Source organism: Lysobacter sp. KACC 24251, from assembly GCF_057747755.1.
This window is the reverse complement of the sequence record NZ_CM173222.1, coordinates 2,183,403-2,205,368: the sequence shown is the minus strand read 5'-3', so window position 1 is coordinate 2,205,368 and position 21,966 is coordinate 2,183,403. Positions and strand designations below refer to the sequence as shown.

Here is a 21,966-nt window from a genome sequence, read left to right as displayed (position 1 = left end):
GCCGCGGTCACGGCGTCAGAAGTTGCCGCCGAACGTGAACTGCAGGCGTTCCAGTTCGTCGTCGTCTTCCTTGCGGACCGGCATGGCATAGCTGATGGAGATCGGGCCCATCGGCGAACGCCACATCATCGCCACGCCCGCCGACGCGCGCAGTTCGCCGGCGTCGAAGGCATCGACGTCGCGGAACACGTTGCCGAAGTCGACGAAGGCGGAGACGCGGGCCGCTGGAGTGTCCAGCAGGGTGGGGAAGAACATTTCCACCGAGCCCACGGTCTTCAGCGAGCCACCAATGGGCTGCGTGTAGTTGCTGCCGGCAAGAGGGGCTTCGCGGGGGCCCAGCGTGTTGTCACGGAAGCCGCGCACCGAGCGGGTGCCGCCTGCGTAGAAGTTCTCGAAGAATGGCAGTCCGTCGCCAGTGACGGTCTGCAGGTAGTCGGGCGAGCTTCCCGGAATGCACGGATCGCTGGGCGGCGGCGGTGGCGGCGGGAGGATCACCGGCGTGGTCGGATCGTTGTCGTGGTCATACGGCGGCGCCTGCGGGGTGAAGCAGATATCCCGCACGAAAGCATCGCCGTAACTGTCGCCGTAGCCCAGTTCGGCGCGCGTGTTCAGCACCAGATGGCGCGACAGCGGCCAGAACTTGGAGACGTTGTAGTTGAGCTTGAAGTATTCGACCGTCGAGCCCGGCAGGGTCGCTTCCAGCCACAAACGCTGCGACATGCCGGCCGTGGGCGTCAGGCCATGGTTGAGCGAGTTGCGGCCCCAGCCGATCTCGCCGCGCCAGGCATGGAAGGTGCGCTGCCCGATGGCGTCGATGTAGTTGATGATGCTGGGCGGGGTCGCGCCGGGGAACGTCAGCACTTCGTTGCTGTCAATGCCGAACAGCGCCGTGATGGTATCGGTCTCGGAGATCGGAATCCCCAGCACCGTCTGCGCCGCACCGCTGGTGGTCGAGAACTGGGCCGTGTTGAAGTCGGAGCTGTTGTACTCCTTCCACCACAGGTTGTAGCCCAGCGACACGCCGTTGTCGGTGAAGTACGGATTGACATAGGAGAAGTCGTAGCGCTGCAGGTAGTCATTGCGCTGCGCGTTCACCGACATGCGGTTGCCGCTGCCCAGGAAGTTGTTCTGCGCCAACTGGACCGAGGTCGTCATGCCCGTGAGCTGCGAGTAGCCCAGGCCGAACATGAAGCTGCCCGACTGCGTCTCCTTGACGTTGTAGACCACGTCGACCTGGTCATTGGTGCCGGCCACCGGCTGCGACTCGACATCCACTGTCTCGAAGTAGCCAAGGCCCTGCAGGCGCAGCTTGGAACGGTCGATCGCCGCCTGCGAGTACCAGCTGCCCTCGAACTGGCGCATCTCACGGCGCAGCACCTCGTCGCTGGTGCGCGAGTTGCCCTTGAACACCACGCGACGCACGTTGACGCGCGGCCCCGGCACGACCTGCATGTTGATGCCGACGGTGTTGTCCTCGCGGTTCACGTCCGGAATCGGATTGACCTGCGCGAAGGCGTAACCGATGTTGCCCAGCGATGCCACGATGGAGTCCGAGCTCAACTCCAGCAAGCGCCGGGAGAAGATCTGGTCCTTCTGCACCAGCACCATCTTCTCTACCTGCTCCTTCGGCAGCACCGTATCGCCGGTGACCTGCACGCTGGAGACCTTGTACTGTTCGCCCTCGGTGATGCCGGCGCTGATGAACATGTCCTGGCGGTTGGGGCTGATCGAGACCTGCGTGGAATCGACCGACACATCCACGTAGCCGCGATCAAGGTAATAGTTGTTGAGCTTCTCCAGGTCGCCCGACAGCTTCTCGCGCGAGTACTGGTCGTCCCGGCGGTACCAGCTCAGCCAGTTGTGCTCGCGCGACTCCCAGGTGTCCAGGATCTCCTCTTCGGCGAACTTCTCGTTGCCGACAAGGTTGATGTGGCGGATCTTCGCGGCCTTGCCTTCCTTGACATTGATCGTCAGGTCGACGCGGTTGCGGTCCAGCTTGGCCACCGTCGGGGTGATCTCGACGTTGTACTTGCCGCGGTTGTTGTACTGGCGGGTCAGTTCCTGGGTGACGCGGTCCAGCGCCAGGCGGTCGAACGTGCCGCCCTCGGTCAGTCCGATGTCATTGAGGCCCTTCGTCAGGTCCTCGGTCTTGATGTCCTTGTTGCCGGTCAGCGTCAGCTTGTTGATCGCGGGGCGCTCGGTGACCGTGACCACCAGGATGTCGCCCTGGCGGCCGATGGTGACGTCCTCGAAGAACCCGGTCTTGTACAGCGCGCGGATGGCGTCGCCGACCCGCGCGGAATCGACCGTGTCGCCCCGCTCGATGGGCAGGTAGGTGAAGACGGTACCGGCCGCGATGCGCTGCAGGCCGTCGACGCGGATGTCACTGACCGTGAAACTGCCGGCCGGAGGTGCGTCAGGCTGCGTGCCACCCAGCGAGAACGGGGTCCCGGACTGGGCCAGGGCCGGCATGGCCGGTGCCATGGCAGCAGCAAGGGCAAGGGCAAGCAGGCGGCGATTGGGGGTTCGCGTCATCATTACGTCCGGTTGGGGGCGTTGCCGTTCGGGAGCGGGGCAGGCGGGCTGGCCAGCGTCAGCGGATCAGGTTGTTCAGGATGTCGTTGTAGAACGCCAGCCCCATCAGGCCGGCGATCAGCGCCAACCCGACGTATTGGCCGACCGCCATGGTGCGGTCGCTCACCGGGCTGCCCTTGACCAGCTCGATAAGGTAATACAGCAGGTGACCGCCGTCCAAGACGGGGATCGGCAGCAGGTTCAGGATGCCCAGGCTGAGGGACAGCATCGCGAGCATGGACAGGTACCACGCCACGCCGTGATTGGCGTACGCATTGGCGGCGCGGGCGATGGTGATCGGGCCGGCCACGGTGTTCTCCACCGACACCCGGCCGCTGAAGGCTCGGCCGATCATCGCGACCAGCTCGCGCGCCTGGTGCGCGGTCTCGCGCAGGGCCGCAGGTACCGCCGCTACCGGGCCATGCTGGAGCAGGGCGTCCTTCGCCGGCTCGGCCGGTCGCGCAGCGGCCACGCCGAGCGCCCAGTAAGGCTCGCCGGATGCAGGCGAGACGCGGCTGGGGCTCAGTTCGAGCGCGAGGCGCTCATCGCCGCGTTGCACTTCGACCATCGCGGAGCCGCCGCGCTCACCCAACTGCTGCACAAGCGGCCCGATCTCGGTCCAATCGGCGACAGGGGTGCCGTCGATGGCGGTGATGCGATCGTTCTCCGCGAGCACCCCCCAAGCCGGCAGGCCTTCCGAGACACTGCCCACCACGGGCGGAACCAGCAGGTGACGGGGCAGCAGACCGATGGCGTCCACCGCCCGGCGCTCGTCAAAGGCGTCGGGCAGGCGGGACAGCGCCAGCGTGCGGGTGCGCTCCGCGCCGTCCGCCGTGCGGACGCGAACCGCGACGTCGGCGTGATCGAGGGCGGCCGGGATGAGCGCAAGCTGGGCTTCACTCCAGGTGGGCGTCTCGCGGTCGCCGACGGTCAGCAGGGTGTCGCCGCGCTGGAGGCCAGCCTCCGCGGCGATGCCTTCCACCTGTCCGACCACCGGCGCATAGTCCGGCCGGCCGATCACGAACATCAGCCAGAACAACGCTACGCACAGCAGCAGGTTGGCCGCGGGGCCGGCCGCCACGATGGCGATGCGCTTCCACACCGACTGACGGTTGAAGGCCTGCTCGAGCTCGGTCGACGCGACGTCACCCTCGCGCTCATCGAGCATCTTGACGTAGCCGCCCAGCGGAATGGCGGCCACGGCGTACTCGGTGCCATCCGCACCGCGGCGCTGCCACAGTGGCTTGCCGAAGCCGACGGAGAAACGTAGCACCTTCACTCCGGCGCGGCGCGCGACCCAGTAATGGCCGAACTCGTGGAAAGTGACCAGCACGCCCAGGCTGACGATCAACCACCAGATCGAACCGATGAACTCAGACATCACGGGCCTCGGGTGGCAGTTGGGCGGATGCGGAGGTGGCGTGGATCGGCGTCATGCGAAGGCGGCCATGCGGGGGATCGACTGCTCGGCGATTTGGCGCGCCTTCTGGTCGGCGTCGCGCAGCACGTCCAGCGATGTCGCTGGGGCGGACGGAAGCGACCCCAAGGTCTCTTCAACCAAGGCAGGTATGGCAAGGAAACCGATCCGCCGCTGAAGAAACGCTGAAACGGCGATTTCATTGGCAGCGTTGAGTACCGCGGGTGCCGTGCCTCCGGTGGCCAATGCCTCGAAGGCCAGGCGCAGGCAGGGGAAGGCGTGCAGGTCGGGCGCCTCGAAATCGAGTCGGCCGCCTTGGGTCAGCAGGTCGAGGCCCGACACGCCGGAGCTGATCCGCTCCGGCCAGCCGAAGCCGACCGCCAGCGCCGTGCGCATGTCGGGCAGGCCCAGTTGGGCAAGCGTGGAGCCATCGACGAACTCCACCAGCGAATGCACGAGGCTTTGTGGGTGCACCCATACGCCGATGCGGTCGCCATCCACACCGAACAGGTGGTGGGCCTCGATCACCTCCAGGCCCTTGTTCATCAGCGTGGCTGAGTCGACCGAGATCTTCGGCCCCATCGACCACTTGGGGTGGGCCACCGCCTGCTCTGGCGTGACACCCGCCAGCTCGGCCCGCTGCCAGCCACGGAACGGCCCGCCGGACGCCGTCAGCACGATCCGGCGCAGGCCCGCATGCGCATGCGCGTCGGGCAGGCACTGGAAGATGGCGTTGTGTTCGCTGTCGACGGGCACGACGGTGGCGCCCGCATCGTGTGCCGCCTGCATCAGCAGCTCACCGGCAAGCACCAGCGATTCCTTGTTGGCCAGCAGGATGCGCTTGCCGGCCCGGGCCGCGGCCAGCGTTGACGGCAGACCCGCGGCGCCGACGATGGCGGCGACCACGGTGTCGCAGGCGTCGGACGCGACCAGCGCGTCCAGTACTTCGTCACCGGCATGGGCCTGCGTGGGAAGTCCGGCAGCACGCAGTCCGGCCTGCAGGGCGGGCAACCCCGCGAAGTCGGCAATGACCGCATGAAGCGGACGGTGCGCCACGCACAACGCCACCAGCGCCTCGACGTTGCGTCCCGCTGCCAGCACGGTGGCACGCAGCCGGTCCGGATGCCGCGCGATCACGTCCAGCGCCGACGCGCCGATCGATCCGGTAGCCCCAAGGACGGCAACGTTGCGCATGCTCAGAAGCCCAGCAGCGCCTTGCCCAGCGCAAATACCGGCAGCGCGGCGATGACGCCATCGACGCGGTCGAGGATCCCGCCGTGGCCGGGGATCAGGTTGCTGGAGTCCTTGGCGCCCACGTGCCGCTTGAGCAGGCTCTCGAACAGGTCACCGATCACCGAGAACAGCACGGCCACCACGGCCACCAGCGCGACCGCGGGCAACTGCGCCACGGTTGCACCCGCGAACAGGGCGAATCCGACACCGGCCAGCAGGCCGCAGACCACGCCGCCGATCAGGCCTTCGATGGTCTTGTTGGGACTGATGCGCGGTGCGAGCTTGTGCTTGCCCAGCTTGCGCCCCACGAAATACGCCCCCGAGTCGGCCGCCCAGACGATGGCCAGTGCAGTCAGCAGCCAGCGATGGCCGTTCGGCGCGCCGGCGTGGATCCAGACCAGGGCGCACCAGGCGGGAATCATCGCCAGCGCGGCGGCGGCGAGTTTGAATACGCGGGCATAGCTGTCGTGGTTGCTGGCGAATTCATAACGCCCCAGCCACGCCAGTGCCAGCAGCCACCAGATGATGCCGATGACCGAGGCCAGCTGGTACAACGCGAGGGTGGTGCCTGCGTTGGTGCGCGACGCCCACACGATTGCCGCGATCATCGCCACGTGAACCGCCAGCAGCACCGTGCGCGCCAACGTGTCCTCTATTTCCGCCAGGTCAAACCACTCCCACAGCCCGGCCAGGAAGATAAGGGCGGCCAATGCGGCTACCCAGGAGGTAGGCAGCAGCAGGATCGCGCCGATGGCCACTGGGGCCATGACCAGGGCAGCGAGCAGACGGGTTTGGGTCATCAGGAGGTCTCGTGTTGCCGCCCGGCGACCTGTGCGCCGGTCAGCCCGAAACGGCGCTCGCGGTTCGCATAGTCGTCCAGTGCCTGCTGCAGGACGGTGGGGTTCATGTCAGGCCACAGCGTATCGGTGAACCACAATTCGGTATAGGCCATCTGCCAAAGCAGGAAATTGCTGATCCGCAGGTCGCCGCCCGTGCGGATGAACAGGTCAGGGGGCGGCAGGTCGGCCAGCGCGATGCGCGAACCCACGGCGGCCTCGTCGATGTCCTCGGGGCGGAGGCGACCCTCGGCGACGTCCCGGGCCAGCGCCCGCGCCGCCTGGGCGATGTCCCAGCGTCCGCCGTAGCTGGCGGCGATGCTCAGGTACAGGCGGCGGTTGGCTTCAGTCAGGGACTCGGCGGCATGCATGCGCGCCCGGATCGCGTCGTTGAAGCGTTCGCGTTCGCCAATGAAGCGCACGCGCACGCCTCTCCGGTGCAGTTCCTGCACCTCGCTTTCCAGCGCGTTGAGGAACAGCTTCATCAGTGCGCCGACTTCGTCTTCCGGTCGGCCCCAGTTCTCGCTGGAAAAGGCGAAAAGGGTCAGTGCCTCGACGCCTCGGTCCAGGCAGAAGTCGATGCAGGCGTTGACCGCCCGCGCGCCGGCGCGGTGGCCGATCATGCGTGGGCGACGACGGCGTTCGGCCCAGCGGCCGTTGCCGTCCATGATGATGGCAAGGTGGCGCGGGACCCGGCCGGTGGGCGCTGCGGGTAGGGTGGTATCAGAGCTCATGCGAGACGGTACAGACCCGTCAAACCGCCATGAGTTCCTGTTCCTTGGCCTTGATCACCTCGTCCACGTCCTTGATGGCGCCGTCCGTGAGCTTCTGGATGTCATCTTCGGCCTTGCGGACGTCGTCCTCGGTCACCAGCTTCTCCTTGAGCAGCTCCTTGACCTGGTGGTTGGCGTCGCGGCGGATGTTGCGGATCGCGATTTTGGCGTCCTCGCCACTGGAGTGCACGACCTTGGACAGGTCCTTGCGGCGCTCTTCCGTCAGCGGAGGCAGGTTGATGCGGATGACCGTGCCCGCGGTGGTCGGGGTCAGGCCGAGGTCGGAGTTGATGATGGCCTTTTCCACGGCGGACACCATCTGCTTCTCCCATGGGGTGATGACCAGCGAGCGCGAATCGCTCACGGCCACCGACGCGACCTGGGTCAGCGGCATGTCCGAGCCGTAATAGTTGACCTTCAGGTGGTCGACGATGGCAGTGGACGCGCGCCCCGTGCGCAGCTTGGTCAGGTCGTGGCGGAAGGCCTCGACGCTCTTGGCCATGCGGGTCTGGGCGTCTTTCTTGATGTCGTTGAGCATCGCCGGCTCCAATCCTGTAGCGGTAATCGCGGGATTATAGAGGGAGCGGGGGTGTAGCGTGTCATGACGCGGTTTCTTTGCCCGGCACGGCGCCGTCAGGGGCGCAGCTCAGTGATCGTGCGAGTGGTACCCGTGCCCGGCGTCCAGCTGCCCGTGCGGCGCCCGCTCGTGCTGGTCATGCTCGCACGCCCGCCCGTGCTCCACCTGCAGGGTGGGGTGGTTGATCCCGAAGCGGTCGTCGAGCGCATGGTTGAGCTCGTCGATGAAGCGGTCGTGATGTTCGTCGTAGGGTCGCACCAGGTGGGCGGTCATGGCGACTTCACCCGCACCCAGTGACCAGATATGCACGTGGTGCACTGCAATGACCCCAGGCTGTGACCGCAGGTATGCCGTCACCTGCTCCTGGTCAATGGCCTTGGGTACCGCGTCCATCGCCGCGCTGAAGCTCTCGCGCAGCAGGCTGGTGGCGCCCACGGCAACGACGAGGGCCACCAGCAGCGCGGTGGCCGGATCGAGCCACGCCCAGCCGAACCACCACATCCCGGCACCGGCCAGCACGGCAGCCACCGATACCGCGGCATCGGCGATGAGGTGCAGGAACGCGCCTCGACGATTGAGGTCGCGGTCGTGGCCTTCCCGCACGAACCAGGCCGCGCCCAGGTTGACTGCGATGCCAATGGCCGCCACGACCATCACGGGGATGCCGGGAACCTCAGGGGGAGCCATGAAGCGGCGGATCGCCTCCCAGCCCAGTGCGCCCGAAAAGGCCACCAGCAGGGTGGCGTTGGCCAGCGGCGACAGGAGCGTGGCCCGCCGCCAGCCGTAGCTGTGGCGGCCGCTGGGTGGGCGGCGGGCGATGACCGCCGCGCCCCAGGCCAGGGCCAGGCCCAGGACATCTCCAAAGTTGTGCAGCGCATCCGACAGCAGCGCCAGCGAATTGGTGGCGAAGCCGTAGCCGGCCTCCAGCACCGTATACGCCAGGTTGATCAGCGTGACCGCGGCGAAAGCGCGGGTGCCGTCATGCCCGTGTGCGTGATCGTGGTGCTGGAGGGACATGGCCGGCCCAGTTGCGACGGCGGGTCAGGCCGCCGTGCCGTTGCGGCCGTGGACCAGGGTGCCGATGGGCTCGCCGCGCAGGATCCGCAGCAACACGCCGGGCTGGCTCATGTCGAAGATCCGCAGCGGCAGGTCGCTGTCGCGGCAAAGAGCGAAAGCCGCGGTGTCCATGACCTGCAGGTCGCGGGCAATCACTTCGTCGTATGACAGCTTGTCGTAGCGGACCGCGTCGGAGTGCTTCTTCGGGTCCTTGTCGTACACGCCGTCGACCTTGGTGGCCTTGAGCAGCAGGTCCGCACCGATCTCGACCGCGCGCAGCGCAGCGCCGGAATCAGTGGTAAAGAAGGGGGCGCCCACTCCGGCGGCAAAGATCACCAGGCGGCCCTTTTCGAGGTGGCGGATGGCGCGGCGACGGATGTAGTCCTCGCACACGTCGTTGATCTTGATCGCGCTCATGACCCGGGCCTTGCCGCCCAGCTTCTCCAGCGCGTCCTGCATCGCCAGGGCGTTGATGACCGTGGCCAGCATGCCCATCTGGTCGCCGGTCACCCGGTCCATGCCGCCAGCTGCGAGGCCTGCGCCGCGGAAAATATTGCCGCCTCCGATGACCAGCGCGACTTCCGCCCCGGCTTCACGGGCTTCCATGACCTCCCGGGCGAGACGGCCGATCACCTTGGGGTCGATGCCGTAGTCCTCGTCGCCCATCAGCGCCTCGCCGGAAAGTTTCAGGAGGACGCGGCGGTAGGCGAGTTGGGACATGGTGACCTCTAAGGGGGGCAGGCGAGCCGCAGAATTGTAGCTCCTCCCGGCGCCCCTCAGCCATTGGAGCGCGAGCGGGGTGGTGCGTGCCGCAGTTCCCGGCGCGCCCGGGCACAACAAAAAAGCCGCGGTTTCCCGCGGCTTTTCGTGACTCCCAAGCGGCTTGTCAGACCTGCATCGCCTTCGCGACTTCGGCGGCGTAGTCCTCCACCACCTTCTCGATGCCTTCGCCGACCACAAGGCGCTGGAAGCCGACAACCTCGGCGCCCGCGGCCTTGACGGCCTGCTCGACGGTCTGGTCGCTGTTCAGCACGTACGGCTGGCCGTACAGGGTGACCTCGCTGACGATCTTGTTGATCTTGCCGCTGATGATCTTCTCGAGGATGTCGGCCGGCTTGGCCTTGTCCTTGTCGCTCATCTTGGCCAGCTCGATTTCCTTTTCCTTCTCAACGAAGGAGGCCGGAACGTCGGCCGCCTTGACGTACGGAGGGTTCATCGCGGCAATGTGCATCGCGATGCCGCGGGCCAGGTCGGCGTCGCCGCCCTTGACCTCGACCAGCACGCCGATCTTGCCGCCGTGCACGTAGGCAGCGACGTTGTTGTCGGTGTTGATCACGGCCAGGCGACGAACCTGGATGTTCTCGCCGAGCTTGGAGATGGCGGCGGCGCGGGACTCTTCGACGGTCTCGCCGGAGGCGACCTTGGCGGCCTTCAGCGTTTCGGCGTCCGCGGCGCCGGCGGCCAGGGCGGCCTCGGCAACGGCGTTGGTGAAGGCGATGAAGTTCTCGTCCTTCGCCACGAAGTCGGTCTCGGAGTTGATCTCGACCAGCACGGCCTTGCCGCCGTTCTGGGCGACGGCGACGCGGCCTTCGGCGGCCACGCGGCCCGCCTTCTTGTCGGCCTTGGCCAGACCCGACTTGCGCAGCCATTCGGCAGCGGCGTCGATGTCGCCGTTGTTCTCGGTCAGGGCCTTCTTGCACTCCATCATGCCGGCGCCAGTGCGCTCACGGAGTTCCTTGACCAGGGAGGCGGAGATTTCTGCCATGGGGATTTACCTCGATTGTGTGGCCGGGCCGGGCGCAGCGGGCAGGCTGCGCGGTGGGCCGGTAGGGCGGGGCACAGGCTGCCCGCTGCGTCCGGACCGGCGGATATGGGCAGTGGCTTGCGGCCACCGCGGTGAACGCCGCCGGCCAATCTGGCGCGGCGGCGTTGCGACACGCTTACTCGGCCGAGTCGGCCTTGGCCTTCTTGGCCGGAGCGCGACGGGCCTTCGGGGCCTCGGCGCCTTCCTCACCCTCGGCGGCAGCGGCGAACTCTTCCTCACGCACGCCGGCCTGCGGGGCAGCGGCCTTGCCTTCCAGCACGGCGTCGGCAGCGGCGCGGGCGTACAGCTGCACGGCGCGGATGGCGTCGTCGTTGCCCGGGATCGCGTAGTCAACCAGCTCCGGGTTGTAGTTGGTGTCGACAACGGCGATGACCGGGATGCCGAGCTTCTTGGCTTCCTTGATCGCGATGTCCTCGTGGCCGATGTCGATCACGAAGATCGCGTCGGGCAGGCGGTTCATTTCCTTGATGCCGCCCAGCGAGGCTTCCAGCTTGTCACGCTCGCGACGCAGGCCCAGCACTTCGTGCTTGACCAGCTTCTGGAAGGTGCCGTCGGTTTCAGCAGCTTCCAGCTCCTTCAGGCGGGCGACCGACTGCTTCACGGTGCGGAAGTTGGTGAGGGTGCCGCCCAGCCAGCGCTGGTTCATGAACGGCATGCCGCAACGCTCGGCCTCTTCCTTGATGGCATCACGCGCCGAGCGCTTGGTGCCGAGGAACAGGATCATGCCGCGCTTCTGGGCGACGCCCGAGATGAAGTTCATCGCGTCGTTGAACAGCGGAACAGTCTTCTCGAGGTTGATGATGTGGATCTTGCCGCGGGCACCGAAGATGTACGGACCCATCTTCGGGTTCCAGTAGCGGGTCTGGTGGCCGAAGTGGACGCCGGCTTCCAGCATCTGGCGCATGGTGATCTGGGGCATTGCTTGTAACTCCAGGCAGTGGAACCCGGCCGCGGGAAATGGGTCGGCCTGCCCGCGCTGTGGGCGGGGCGAGGGTTCCGGGGTTGGGCCTCCCTGTCGCTTTCGTCTCCGAACCCATTGATCCGTAAGGATTTCAGGGCACCCCGGGACGGGTGGTGGCGGCAGGTGTGTATTCGCCTGAGAGGGGTTTGGGGCCCTTCACTGACACCCGGCGTGGGCGGCATATGGCCGGCGAGGCCGGACGCATAGCCGCGGAAGTGTAGCCCGGACGGCGATCCGGGGCAACTCGGGGGGCGGTGGGGCGGGAGAGGGGGCAATGCCATGGGATTGCTCCCGCCACAGGGCGCTTGCGCTTGGAATCATCAGACAGCGGCAGTGCGGATCAGGGATAATGTGCGAATGGCAATCACCCTCAAGACCCCCGAAGAAATCGAGAAGATGCGCGTCGCCGGCCGCCTGGCCGCCGAGGTGTTGCAGGTCGTCGCCCCGCACGTCAAGCCGGGCGTGACCACCGAGGAACTGGACCGCATCTGCCACGACCACATCGTGAAAGTGCAGCAGGCCATTCCGGCCAACGTCGGTTACAAGGGCTTCCCCAAGACCGTCTGCACGTCGGTCAACAACGTCATCTGCCACGGCATTCCCAGCCCCGGCAAGGTGCTGAAGGAAGGCGACATCGTCAACATCGATGTCACCGTGATCAAGGATGGCTGGCACGGCGACACCAGTCGCATGTACTACGTTGGCACGCCGTCGGTCATGGCCAAGCGCCTGGTCGAGGTCACCCGCGAGGCGATGTTCCGGGGCATCCGCATGGTGAAGCCGGGCGTGACGCTGGGTGATATCGGCGCGGCCATCCAGGCGTACGCCGAATCCGAGCGCTTCAGCGTGGTGCGCGAGTACTGCGGCCACGGCATTGGTCGGGTTTACCACGAAGACCCGCAGGTGCTGCACTACGGCCGTGCCGGCGAGGGCGTCGTGCTGAAGCCGGGCATGACCTTCACCATCGAGCCGATGATCAACGAAGGTGCGCGCCACACGCGTCTCTTGCCTGATGGCTGGACCGTGGTCACCAAGGACCGCAAGCTCTCGGCGCAGTGGGAACACACCGTGGCGGTAACGGACGATGGCGTCGAGATCCTGACCCGCCTGCCGGGCGACGACAACGATCTATGACCGGGCAGGGCGTCGGCGAGGCCCCTGCACCGGAGCCGACGGCGGGCCTCGCTGACCACGCCGCGCCCCCGGTGGACGACGGTGCATGGGCGGCAGCGGCACGTGCCGAGTTGGCGCAGCTTGATGCCACCTTGGCGTCCTCGTTCAGGGCCGACTGCGACATCGATCGCCTGTTGAAGGCGCGCACCGCGGGCGTGGACACGCATGTGGTCGCGGCGTGGCGACGTTGCGTGGGGCCGGGCGATGGACTGGCGCTTTTCGCGGTGGGTGGCTACGGCCGCGGCGAGCTCTTTCCGCAATCGGACATCGACCTCCTCGTGCTGGCCGAGCCGCGGGCTCAGGCGCTGCACGCCGACGCGCTCGCGCGCTTCGTCGCGCTACTGTGGGATGCCGGGTTGCATGCCGGGCACGCGGTGCGATCGGCAGGCCAGTGCACCGAGGCCGCAACTGACCTCACGGTCATGACCTCGTTGCTCGAATCGCGGCCGCTGGTGGCCGACGAGGCGGCCACTGCTGCCCTGCTGGACGCCGTCAAACCCTCGCTGGTGTGGCCCGCACAGGAATTCTTCGCGGCCAAGCGCGAGGAGCTGCGCCTGCGTCACGCCCGCCACGGCGACACGGCTGACAACCTCGAGCCCAACCTGAAGGAAGGTCCGGGCGGCCTACGCGACGTGCAGACGCTGCGGTGGATGGCATTGCGCATCTTGGGCACCGGCGACATGGAATCGTTGGTTGCGATCGGACTGATGGGCGCGGATGAAGTGGCGACCATACGCCGCGAGCGGCAGGCGCTGTCGCGACTGCGCTGGGGCCTGCACCTGGTGGCAGGCAAGCGCGAGGAGCGCCTGCGTTTCGATTACCAGAAGCTGCTGGCCACCCGCCTTGGACACGAGGACAGCGCTGGGAATCTCGGCGTCGAACAGATGATGCAGGGTTTCTATCGCAGTGCCGCGCTCGTGTTGCGGATAGGCGACCGTCTGCTGCAGCGCTTCGAGGAGCAGTTGGAAGGCGAGGCGACGCCTGAGCCCATCGACGATCTTTTCGAACTGCGTCGCGGCTACCTGACGGCACGAGATCCCGTTTGGCCGCGTACGCCGGATGCGATGTTCGCGCTGTTCGCGGTCTGGGCCCAGCGCACTGACGTTCGCGGCCTGCATTCACGAACCGCACGCGCCCTGGCGGAAACCCTGCCGATGATGCCTTCCTACGAGGAGGCATCGCCTGCGTTGCGTAACCGGTTCATGCAGCTGCTGCGCGGTCCCCAGCCGGTCAGCAGCTTGTCGCGGATGGCGCGGCTGGGCCTGCTGGGGCGCTGGATTCCGGCATTTTCCAATGTGTCAGGCCGCATGCAGTTTGACCTGTTCCATGTCTACACGGTGGACCAGCATACGCTCGCGGTCTTGAAGAACCTGGCGTCGTTCGCGTCAGGTCAGCCGGACGAACGTTTCGTGCTGGCGCACGAGGTGTGGCCACGCCTGCACAAGCCCGAATTGCTGCTTCTTGCGGGTCTGTTCCATGACATCGCCAAGGGACGTGGCGGGGACCACTCCGAATTGGGCGCCGTGGACGCGAGAGTCTTCTGCGAGGCCATGGGGCTCTCCGAAGGCGCAACCGCGCTGGTCGAATGGCTGGTGCGACAACACTTGCTGATGTCTGTGACGGCGCAGAAGCAGGACATTGCCGACCCCGAGGTGATCCATCGCTTCGCCACGCTGGTGGCGGATCGGGAACGGCTGGACCACCTGTACCTGCTGACCTGCGCCGACATCGCCGGCACCTCGCCGAAGCTGTGGAATGCGTGGAAGGACCGATTGCTCGCCGACTTGTACACGGCGACCCGCCTGGCCTTGCGGCGCGGTTTGGAGAACCCTGTCGCCGCGGCCGAGCGCAGCATGGAAACGCGCGCAGGCGCGAAGGCGATGCTCGGAGCGTTCGGAGTGAGCGACGACGAAGTCGACGCATTGTTCGCACGAATACCCGACGTGGGTTTCCAGCGCGGGCGTGCCGACCAGCTCGCTTGGCAGGCCGCGTCGTTGCGCGGGGTTGCCATTGGCGAGACGCGCGTGCGTGCGCGGCCGGTTTCAGCGCATGCCGGTGCGCTGGAGGTTTTCGTGCATTCGCCGGATCGTGACGGGCTCTTCGCCGCGATCGTCGCCACGCTCGACCGTTGTGGACTGGCGATCCAGCAGGCGCGCGTTCTGGATGGCCCGCACGACACCATCTTCGATAGTTTCGAGGTCGTGCCGACCGATCCACGCAACACGCCCGCGGCCGAGGAGATCGAGCGCCGACTGGCCGTTGCGCTGGATGGGCCGCTGGAGGCCATCCGTCCGGCGCGTCGCGCGCAACCCCGGCACCTGCGCCACTTCCGCATCGTGCCGCAGGTAGGCTTCAACACCCTTGATGCCGGCGGAAAGCCTCGCACCATGCTCAGCCTGGTGTGCAACGACCGTCCCGGCCTGCTCGCCGACGTGGCGTGTGCGCTACGCGACCAAGGGCTGCGCGTGCACGATGCGCGAATCGCCACCTTCGGCGAGCGCGCCGAGGACGTTTTCCAGATCACAGACGGGCGTGACCTGCCCCTCGACGAAACCCAACAGCAGGCGCTTCGCGAAGCGCTGCTGGCCTGCCTAGATGGAGAAAGCCGATGAGCCCCGCCAAGAAGACCGCCCGCAAGACCGTTCGCAAGAAAGCCGCACCCAAGGGGCCGGGCGTGGATGAGCTGAAGTTCATGATCGACAGCGCCTGGGAGCGGCGCACCATGCTCACCCTCGACGAGATCGACGGTTCGCTTCGTGAGTCCGTGGAGACCGTGATTTCCGGCCTGGAGGACGGCAAGTTCCGTGTCGCCGAGCCGGATGGCAAGGGCGGCTGGAAGGTCAACGAGTGGCTCAAGAAGGCGGTCCTGCTGTATTTCCGTGTCAACGAGATGCAGGTGGTCGAAGCCCAGCCGGCGCCGTTCTGGGACAAGGTGCCGGCGCGCTTTGAAGGCTACGGCGAGAACGATTTCCGTAAGCTGGGGGCCCGCGTGGTACCCGGTGCGATTGCCCGCCGGGGTGCGCATATCGGCAAGGACGTGGTGCTGATGCCGAGCTTCGTCAACATCGGCGCGCACGTGGGCGAGGGCACGATGGTCGACACCTGGGCCACGGTTGGTTCCTGTGCGCAGGTTGGAAAGCATTGCCATCTGTCCGGCGGTGCGGGCATCGGTGGCGTGCTGGAGCCGCTGCAGGCCAGCCCGACCATCATCGAGGACCATTGCTTCATCGGTGCGCGTTCGGAGGTCGTGGAGGGCGTGGTCGTCGGCCACCACAGCGTGATCGGCATGGGCGTGTTCCTTGGCCAGAGCACCCGCATCTATAACCGCATGACGGGCGAGGTCAGCTACGGCTATGTGCCGCCCTATAGCGTGGTCGTGTCGGGACAGCTGCCGGCAAAGGACGGCTCGCATTCGCTGTACTGCGCCGTGATCGTCAAGCAGGTGGATGCCAAGACCATCGGCAAGACCAGCATCAACGACCTGTTGCGTGGCCTCGCGGACTGAGCGGCATGACCACCCTGTACGGACTCAAGAACTGCGATACCTGCCGCAAGGCGACGAAGTGGCTGGATCGGTTTGGCGTCGAGCACGCATTCGTCGATTACCGCGAGGCGCGGCAGGATCCTGAAACACTGATGGTGTGGAGGGATCAGTTGGGCGGCTGGGAGGCGATGATCAACAAGTCATCCACCACCTGGCGAACGCTGCCGGACGCGCGCAAATCACCGGGGTCCGATGCCGAGTGGAAGCTGTTGCTGAAGGAATACCCGCAGTTGATCCGGCGTCCGGTGGTGGTGACCGACGATGGAGTGGTGACGCAAGGCTTCAGTGACAACGGATTCAAGAAGCGTTTCGGCATCGGCGCATGAGTAGCGCCGTGGGCGAGGGGAGTGCGATGCAGGCGGAAGCGCGGGCGAACGAAATGGGGAGGCAGACGCTGGCGCTGACGCGCGAGCTGATCACGCGAAAGTCGGTGACGCCGGACGATGCAGGCTGTCAGGACTTGCTGGCGCAGCGGCTTGCCCAGGCGGGGTTCAAGTGCGAGCACCTGCGCTTTGGCGAGGTCGACAACCTCTGGGCCGTGCATGGCCAGGACGGGCCGACCCTCGTGCTGCTCGGCCACACCGACGTGGTACCACCCGGCCCCCGCGAAGCGTGGGCGAGTGATCCGTTCGCGCCCGAGGTGCGCGAGGGCGTGCTGTACGGCCGCGGCGCCGCGGACATGAAGGGCAGCGTTGCCGCGTTCGTGGTGGCCGTCGAGGAATTCGCGCGAGAGTTCCCCGATCACCCCGGACGCATCGCGATCCTGCTGACCTCGGATGAGGAAGGGGACGCCATCGACGGCGTGCGCAAGGTCGCCGATGTGTTCCGCGCGCGCGGTGAGCGGATGGACTGGTGCGTGACCGGCGAACCCTCGTCGAAGGCGGTCCTGGGCGACCTGCTGCGCGTCGGACGTCGTGGCAGCCTGTCGGCGACGCTGACGGTGCGCGGCATCCAGGGGCATGTGGCCTACCCGGAGAAAGCGCGCAACCCGATCCATCTTGCGCTGCCCGCGCTTGCGGCGTTGACTGCGCGGCGCTGGGACGAAGGCTACGAAACCTTCCCGCCGACCAGCCTGCAGGTCAGCAACATCCACGCGGGGACGGGCGCCAACAACGTGATTCCGGGCGAGCTGCAGGTGCTGTTGAACCTGCGCTACAACCCGAGTTGGACTGCCGAGCAATTGGAACGCGAATGCGAGTCCATCCTGCAGTCGTACGCGCTGGACTATTCGGTTCACTGGCATCGCAGCGGCGAGCCGTTCTACACGCCCGAAGGCGCGTTGCGCGCCGCTGCGCGCGAGGTGCTGGAAGCCTTTTCCGGCGCCCCGCCCGAGGAAAGCACCGGTGGCGGCACGTCAGATGCACGCTTCATCGCGCCGCTGGGCACGCAATGCATCGAAATCGGACCGGTCAACGCCAGCATCCACAAGGTGGATGAGCACGTGCGGGTGGCCGACCTCGAGGCATTGCCGTCGCTTTATCACGCGCTGATCAGGCGCATGCTGCTGGGCTGAGCTCAGCGGCGGCCGTTCTCCTGCGTCGGCGCCATCCGCAAGGTGTGCTTCGTCGCCCCAGGGAGGAAGGGCGTGGCCCGACCGTGCACCCAGTCGTCGTGACCCGCGCCCCAGAACGGTGACAGGGGATGGCCACTTTGCCCACCCGGCATGTGCGCGATGCCTTCCGCCTCACGCCCGGGGGCAACCACCATGCGCTGTGACGCGCCCTTGTCGGGCGTCTGCACCCGCGGGACCGCGGTATCGCCCGGCAACGGCTCAAACGGCATGCACAGCCACGGCTTGGCGAAGGCGGGCAGTGCACCGGCCAGCGGGTGGCAGATGTTGGCGGTGTTGTGCTCGCCCCACGTGCGCTGATCGAGCGGGCCCTTCCGGGTGAGGGTCTCGCGCGTCTCGACGGCGGCGTCTTCAAGCAGTGCATCCCACGAGGCGTAGCCGGCCGGGAGCAGGTGGGGCGGCCGCTCGGTGACCATGGGCCAGGCCACGCCCTCCAGTTGCGGCAGCGAGGGCAGGGACTCGCCTTCGCGCGACACCGCGCGGGCCGGGGCCAGCAGTCCGTCCTCGATGCGGCGATTCACGGCAAGCCGCCATGTGCGGACCAGCCGGTAACTGACGGCCTCAGGTGCGGCGCGCCCTTCCCAATGGGTGGCTGCGTCCGCGAGCGAGCTGAGCGCGGGCAGGCGGGTGCGTCCGGCACTCTCGCGCAGCAGATGCCACCAGGGGGTCAACAGTCCGGCGCGGTCGTCGAGCTGAATGGCCAGCAGGTCGCGCTCGTCGAAGCGTTCCCGTGCGAAGAGTGCGTCGCGGATCTGTCGCGCGCGGGTGCCAAGCACATAGCCGCCGTCGCCGATGCGGTCGAGGGCGTGGCCGTCAACGACGCGGCTGTTGGCCGTCCACAGCCGGCCGGCTGCCGGGTCGATCACGGCAGGTGCGTGGGCCGTCGAGACAGGCCATGGGCGGCACGCGCCCGCTTCCTCGACCAGATGATGGGTTGAGCAACCCTCGCCGCGCATGGGCATTGGGCCGAGCATTCGCCACATGATCCGCCCGCTCCGGTCGCCGATCACCAGGTTCTGGCCCGGTACGGCCGTCGCGTTTGCGAAGGCGAGTGCCTCGTCCAGCGATCCCGCACGCGCGAAGTGGCTCAGGCCGAAGTTGAGCGCGCCGGGCAGGTGCGCGGTCCAGCGCAGTGCCAGAGCCGTCCCGTCCGGTTCGCGGTGCAGGATCGGTCCCCATGCCGATTCCTCCACGGTGAAAGGCACGGGTTGGCTGCCCGCGACGGCGATGGGCTCCTGGTGGCGGAGCGTGGGCTCGCAGCGTCCCGAGGATGTGGGGGGCTGGCAAGGACGCTCACGCCGCCAGTCCAGCCAATCGCCATAGCCGTTGGTGAAGCCCCACGCGACGTGCCCGTTGCTGCCCACCACCATCGTGGGCAAGCCCGGCAGGGTGAAGCCGCTGATGTCGACCCGACCGTCGGCGGCCTTCGCATCGGCATAGCGCAGGCGCGCGCGGAACCAGATGTTCGGCGCACGCAGTCCCAGGTGCATGTCGTCGGCGACGATGGCGCGTCCATCCCGTGTCAGTGCGCCTGCCACCGCGAAGTTGTTGCTGCCGGTGGCGGCGACTTCGGCAAGCGGATCGATGCGGGCCGAGCGGGTGGCGGGCAGCGTACGCAGGTCCAGGTCGCTGGCCGCAGGCAACGCCGCATCGCCACGCGACCGGCCCGCGATGGGCGCGTCCCAGCGGCTGCCGTCATGGGCCAACAAGTTGAACAGGGGCGCGGGCAGGCGCGGTTGCAGGCGCCACAGTGCAAGCTCCCTCGCGTTCTCGGGGTCGTGCAGGTCAAAGTACATCGCGTAGCCGGTGAGCGCGCTGTCCTCCGCCCGCCAGGGTTGCGGTTGGGTGCGCAGCAGCAGGTAGGGCCAAGGGCGCGAGCGCAGGTCTGCCAGACCGGCATTGACGCCTTCGACATAGGCATCGAGCGTGTTGCGCTTGTCGCCTGCGATGAGCGCCAGGTCGCGCTGCACCCGGACCCGCATCCGATGAACGCGTCGGGACTTGTCCAGATCCACCGCGCGCGGGCCGAACAGTTCCGCCAGTTCGCCTGCGGCCGTGCGGCGCATCAGGTCCATCTCGAAATAGCGCTCCTGCGCGTGCACGTAGCCGAGCGCGCGCATGGCGTCGACTTCGTTGTCCGCCTCGATGGTGACCGTGCCGAGTGCATCGCGCTGCACCGTGACCGAGGCGGTGAGTCCTGGCAACGCAAGTTCGCCGTCGAGCCGGGGCAGGCTGCCACGCAGCATTGCCCACGCCAGCAGTGCCAACACCGCGGCCATGCCGGCAACCAGGTAAAAGCCCCGCAGCATCCACTTCATGATCGTCGCCTCCGCACCCAGCTTATCGAATCAACGCGGGCCCAGCGGGCGTGCGTTTCGTTTCCGCTGAAAGCGTCGCTTGCGCGGCCACCGGCGATGTAGCAGGATCGGGCCATGACCTCTGTTGCTCCCGCCGCCAGCGCCTGTGCCGCCCCCACCGGGTCCGGTTGCGCGACGGTCCATGGCAACAACCTGAATAACAACGCCAGCCTCCCGCAGGCCGGCGACTAGCACGCGTAACCGCTACTCGATCTCTCCAGGGCCTGCACTGCGAAGTGCGGGCCTTTTTGTTTTCACCCTCTCCCCAGGAGTTCCATCATGTGCTCGATCCTCGGTGTCTTCGACCTCCGTCCCGGCGTGGACCTCGCGCCGCTTCGCCCTTTGGCGCTGTCGTTGTCCGCGCGGCAACGCCATCGCGGGCCTGACTGGAGCGGCGTTCACGTCGACGCCGCGGCCATCCTGGTGCACGAACGCCTCGCCATCGTGGACCCGGCCGGTGGCGCCCAGCCCATCCGTTCGGCGGATGGCGAACTAGTGCTGGCGGTCAACGGCGAGATCTACAACCACCGCGAGCTCGAGCGGCGGCTGGCGCGGCCGTACGCCTTCCAGACCGGCTCGGACTGCGAAGTGGTCAACGCGCTGTACCGCGATGGCAGCCAAATCGGCGCCTGGCTGGCCCAGCTCAACGGCATCTTTGCCTTCGCCCTGTGGGACCGCGCCCAAGGGCGGGTGGTGATTGCCCGTGACCACATGGGGATCTGCCCCCTGTACTGGGGGCATGACGCCGACGGTCGGCTGTGGGTGGCCTCGGAGATGAAGGCGCTGGTTCGCGTGTGCGACGACGTGGCCCCATTCCCGCCGGGCCACTATTACGACAGCGCCGATCCGCGCTGTGCGGACGGTGGGCCGATCCGCTACTACGAGCGCGCATGGCGTGACTATGCGGCCGTGGCTGGCGTGGCCGCGGACAAAGCCGAGTTGCGGGAAGCCTTCGAACGCGCCGTCCACCGGCAGCTGATGAGCGACGTGCCGTACGGCGTGCTGCTGTCGGGCGGGTTGGACTCATCGCTGGTGGCCGCCTGCGCCGCGCGCTTCGCCCGTCGCCGCGTGGAGGAGGACGACCAGTCGGAGGCCTGGTGGCCGCGCCTGCATTCCTTCGCCATCGGCCTGGAGGGATCGCCCGACCTCAAGGCCGCACAGGTGGCCGCCGACGCCCTGGGTACCGTGCACCACGGCTTCACCTATACCTTCGAGGAGGGGCTGGATGCGCTGCCGGAGGTGATCCGCCACATCGAGACCTATGACGTCACCACCATCCGCGCGTCCACGCCCATGTACCTGCTGGCGCGCCGCATCAAGGCGATGGGGGTGAAGATGGTGCTGTCGGGCGAGGGCAGCGACGAGATCTTTGGCGGCTACCTGTACTTCCACAAGGCCCCAAGCGCGGTCGAATTCCACGAAGAGCTGGTGCGCAAGCTCGACGCCCTGCACAGCTATGACTGCCTGCGCGCCAACAAGTCGATGATGGCGTGGGGCGTGGAGCCACGGGTGCCGTTCCTGGACGTCGAGTTCCTGGACGTGGCGATGCGCATGGACGCCGCGCACAAGATGGCGGGCGCCCGCCCGGACGGCAGCGTGCGCATCGAAAAGGCGATCCTGCGGGAAGCTTTCGAGGGCTACCTGCCGCCGGAGATCCTGTGGCGACAGAAGGAGCAGTTCAGCGACGGCGTCGGCTACGGCTGGATCGACGGTCTGAAGGCGCATGCCGAGGCGCAGGTGAGCGATGCCGAGCTGGCCGCCGCGGAGCAGCGCTTCCCGATCAATACGCCACACACCAAGGAGGCGTACTTCTACCGGCGCCTGTTCGAACAGGTGTTTCCGGGCGACGCCTGCGCCCGCACGGTGCCAGGCGGCAAGTCGATTGCATGCTCGACGCCGGCGGCGATTGCCTGGGATGCCGCGTTCGCCAGCATGGCCGATCCGTCGGGCCGGGCGGTGGCAGGGGTGCATCGGGCGGCGTAGGGCTGAACCCGGCAAGCTGGGGCAAGGTTTGCCTCAAGGCCGCAGGTCGCCCTCGCGGTCGTCAGCGGCCGCTTCCCGCAGCTTGGC

At 67.3% G+C, this 21,966-nt stretch carries 17 protein-coding genes; 6 read left to right on the top strand and 11 right to left on the bottom strand.

Annotated features, from left to right (window positions below):
• Positions 1-15 precede the first annotated feature (15 nt).
• The 10 genes from bamA to rpsB all read right to left on the bottom strand — a co-directional run bounded on the left by bamA (position 16) and on the right by rpsB (position 11,210).
• On the bottom strand, positions 16-2,535 hold the full coding sequence (bamA, locus tag AC3ARF_RS10390) for an outer membrane protein assembly factor BamA (RefSeq protein ID WP_498927668.1): 2,520 nt from the start codon (positions 2,533-2,535) through the stop codon (positions 16-18).
• Positions 2,536-2,593: 58 nt separating this feature from the next.
• Positions 2,594-3,955 (bottom strand): RIP metalloprotease RseP, encoded by a 1,362-nt coding sequence (rseP, locus tag AC3ARF_RS10385; protein WP_498927666.1) that lies wholly within the window; start codon positions 3,953-3,955, stop codon positions 2,594-2,596.
• A gap of 51 nt (positions 3,956-4,006) precedes the next feature.
• A complete protein-coding gene (locus AC3ARF_RS10380; RefSeq protein WP_498927664.1) occupies positions 4,007-5,185 on the bottom strand; it encodes a 1-deoxy-D-xylulose-5-phosphate reductoisomerase in 1,179 nt (392 codons plus the stop codon).
• Between the two features lie 2 nt (positions 5,186-5,187).
• On the bottom strand, positions 5,188-6,024 hold the full coding sequence (locus AC3ARF_RS10375) for a phosphatidate cytidylyltransferase (RefSeq protein ID WP_498927662.1): 837 nt from the start codon (positions 6,022-6,024) through the stop codon (positions 5,188-5,190).
• The gene (gene uppS, locus AC3ARF_RS10370; RefSeq protein ID WP_498927660.1) at positions 6,024-6,794 is read right to left on the bottom strand and encodes a polyprenyl diphosphate synthase; all 771 of its coding nucleotides are present in this window, start codon (positions 6,792-6,794) and stop codon (positions 6,024-6,026) included. Before uppS ends, AC3ARF_RS10375 begins: the two co-directional genes overlap by 1 nt.
• A 19-nt stretch (positions 6,795-6,813) precedes the next feature.
• On the bottom strand, positions 6,814-7,371 hold the full coding sequence (frr, locus tag AC3ARF_RS10365; protein WP_498927658.1) for a ribosome recycling factor: 558 nt from the start codon (positions 7,369-7,371) through the stop codon (positions 6,814-6,816).
• Positions 7,372-7,479: 108 nt separating this feature from the next.
• Positions 7,480-8,427 (bottom strand): cation diffusion facilitator family transporter, encoded by a 948-nt coding sequence (locus AC3ARF_RS10360; protein ID WP_498927656.1) that lies wholly within the window; start codon positions 8,425-8,427, stop codon positions 7,480-7,482.
• Between the two features lie 24 nt (positions 8,428-8,451).
• A complete protein-coding gene (gene pyrH, locus AC3ARF_RS10355) occupies positions 8,452-9,186 on the bottom strand; it encodes a UMP kinase (RefSeq protein ID WP_498927654.1) in 735 nt (244 codons plus the stop codon).
• A 166-nt stretch (positions 9,187-9,352) separates the two neighbouring features.
• Positions 9,353-10,231: a translation elongation factor Ts gene (gene tsf, locus AC3ARF_RS10350; protein WP_498927652.1), complete on the bottom strand. Its 879-nt coding sequence runs from the start codon at positions 10,229-10,231 to the stop codon at positions 9,353-9,355.
• A gap of 175 nt (positions 10,232-10,406) precedes the next feature.
• Positions 10,407-11,210 (bottom strand): 30S ribosomal protein S2, encoded by an 804-nt coding sequence (gene rpsB, locus AC3ARF_RS10345; RefSeq protein ID WP_498927650.1) that lies wholly within the window; start codon positions 11,208-11,210, stop codon positions 10,407-10,409.
• Positions 11,211-11,609: 399 nt separating this feature from the next.
• On the opposite strand from rpsB, the gene map reads away from it, so the two are divergent.
• The 5 genes from map to dapE are packed head-to-tail and all read left to right on the top strand — an operon-like array spanning position 11,610 to position 17,482.
• Positions 11,610-12,386 carry a type I methionyl aminopeptidase gene (map, locus tag AC3ARF_RS10340; protein ID WP_498927648.1) on the top strand — a complete coding sequence of 259 codons (777 nt, stop codon included), beginning with the start codon at positions 11,610-11,612 and terminating at the stop codon, positions 12,384-12,386.
• Complete coding sequence (gene glnD / locus AC3ARF_RS10335; RefSeq protein WP_498927646.1) at positions 12,383-15,037, top strand: [protein-PII] uridylyltransferase; 2,655 nt, start codon at positions 12,383-12,385, stop codon at positions 15,035-15,037. Before map ends, glnD begins: the two co-directional genes overlap by 4 nt.
• Positions 15,034-15,930 carry a 2,3,4,5-tetrahydropyridine-2,6-dicarboxylate N-succinyltransferase gene (gene dapD, locus AC3ARF_RS10330; protein WP_498927644.1) on the top strand — a complete coding sequence of 299 codons (897 nt, stop codon included), beginning with the start codon at positions 15,034-15,036 and terminating at the stop codon, positions 15,928-15,930. Before glnD ends, dapD begins: the two co-directional genes overlap by 4 nt.
• Before the next feature lie 5 nt (positions 15,931-15,935).
• A complete protein-coding gene (locus AC3ARF_RS10325) occupies positions 15,936-16,295 on the top strand; it encodes a Spx/MgsR family RNA polymerase-binding regulatory protein (protein ID WP_498927642.1) in 360 nt (119 codons plus the stop codon).
• Positions 16,296-16,348: 53 nt separating this feature from the next.
• A complete protein-coding gene (gene dapE / locus AC3ARF_RS10320; protein ID WP_498931835.1) occupies positions 16,349-17,482 on the top strand; it encodes a succinyl-diaminopimelate desuccinylase in 1,134 nt (377 codons plus the stop codon).
• A gap of 2 nt (positions 17,483-17,484) precedes the next feature.
• Here dapE and AC3ARF_RS10315 read toward each other — a convergent pair whose 3' ends face one another.
• Positions 17,485-19,857, bottom strand: coding sequence for a penicillin acylase family protein (locus AC3ARF_RS10315; RefSeq protein ID WP_498927640.1), 2,373 nt, complete (start codon positions 19,855-19,857; stop codon positions 17,485-17,487).
• A gap of 318 nt (positions 19,858-20,175) precedes the next feature.
• Here AC3ARF_RS10315 and asnB point away from each other — a divergent pair, with 318 nt between their 5' ends.
• Entirely contained in the window at positions 20,176-21,879 is a 1,704-nt protein-coding gene (gene asnB / locus AC3ARF_RS10310) for an asparagine synthase B (RefSeq protein ID WP_498927637.1), read from the top strand.
• Positions 21,880-21,966: the final 87 nt, after the last annotated feature.

What these genes read in the sequence shown, in the direction of transcription:
- bamA (WP_498927668.1), bottom strand. Translation starts at nt 2,535, where the DNA reads ATGACGCGAACCCCCAATCGCCGCCTGCTTGCCCTTGCCCTTGCTGCT.
- rseP (WP_498927666.1), bottom strand. Translation starts at nt 3,955, where the DNA reads ATGTCTGAGTTCATCGGTTCGATCTGGTGGTTGATCGTCAGCCTGGGC.
- AC3ARF_RS10380 (WP_498927664.1), bottom strand. Translation starts at nt 5,185, where the DNA reads ATGCGCAACGTTGCCGTCCTTGGGGCTACCGGATCGATCGGCGCGTCG.
- AC3ARF_RS10375 (WP_498927662.1), bottom strand. Translation starts at nt 6,024, where the DNA reads ATGACCCAAACCCGTCTGCTCGCTGCCCTGGTCATGGCCCCAGTGGCC.
- uppS (WP_498927660.1), bottom strand. Translation starts at nt 6,794, where the DNA reads ATGAGCTCTGATACCACCCTACCCGCAGCGCCCACCGGCCGGGTCCCG.
- frr (WP_498927658.1), bottom strand. Translation starts at nt 7,371, where the DNA reads ATGCTCAACGACATCAAGAAAGACGCCCAGACCCGCATGGCCAAGAGC.
- AC3ARF_RS10360 (WP_498927656.1), bottom strand. Translation starts at nt 8,427, where the DNA reads ATGTCCCTCCAGCACCACGATCACGCACACGGGCATGACGGCACCCGC.
- pyrH (WP_498927654.1), bottom strand. Translation starts at nt 9,186, where the DNA reads ATGTCCCAACTCGCCTACCGCCGCGTCCTCCTGAAACTTTCCGGCGAG.
- tsf (WP_498927652.1), bottom strand. Translation starts at nt 10,231, where the DNA reads ATGGCAGAAATCTCCGCCTCCCTGGTCAAGGAACTCCGTGAGCGCACT.
- rpsB (WP_498927650.1), bottom strand. Translation starts at nt 11,210, where the DNA reads ATGCCCCAGATCACCATGCGCCAGATGCTGGAAGCCGGCGTCCACTTC.
- map (WP_498927648.1), top strand. Translation starts at nt 11,610, where the DNA reads ATGGCAATCACCCTCAAGACCCCCGAAGAAATCGAGAAGATGCGCGTC.
- glnD (WP_498927646.1), top strand. Translation starts at nt 12,383, where the DNA reads ATGACCGGGCAGGGCGTCGGCGAGGCCCCTGCACCGGAGCCGACGGCG.
- dapD (WP_498927644.1), top strand. Translation starts at nt 15,034, where the DNA reads ATGAGCCCCGCCAAGAAGACCGCCCGCAAGACCGTTCGCAAGAAAGCC.
- AC3ARF_RS10325 (WP_498927642.1), top strand. Translation starts at nt 15,936, where the DNA reads ATGACCACCCTGTACGGACTCAAGAACTGCGATACCTGCCGCAAGGCG.
- dapE (WP_498931835.1), top strand. Translation starts at nt 16,349, where the DNA reads ATGGGGAGGCAGACGCTGGCGCTGACGCGCGAGCTGATCACGCGAAAG.
- AC3ARF_RS10315 (WP_498927640.1), bottom strand. Translation starts at nt 19,857, where the DNA reads ATGAAGTGGATGCTGCGGGGCTTTTACCTGGTTGCCGGCATGGCCGCG.
- asnB (WP_498927637.1), top strand. Translation starts at nt 20,176, where the DNA reads ATGTGCTCGATCCTCGGTGTCTTCGACCTCCGTCCCGGCGTGGACCTC.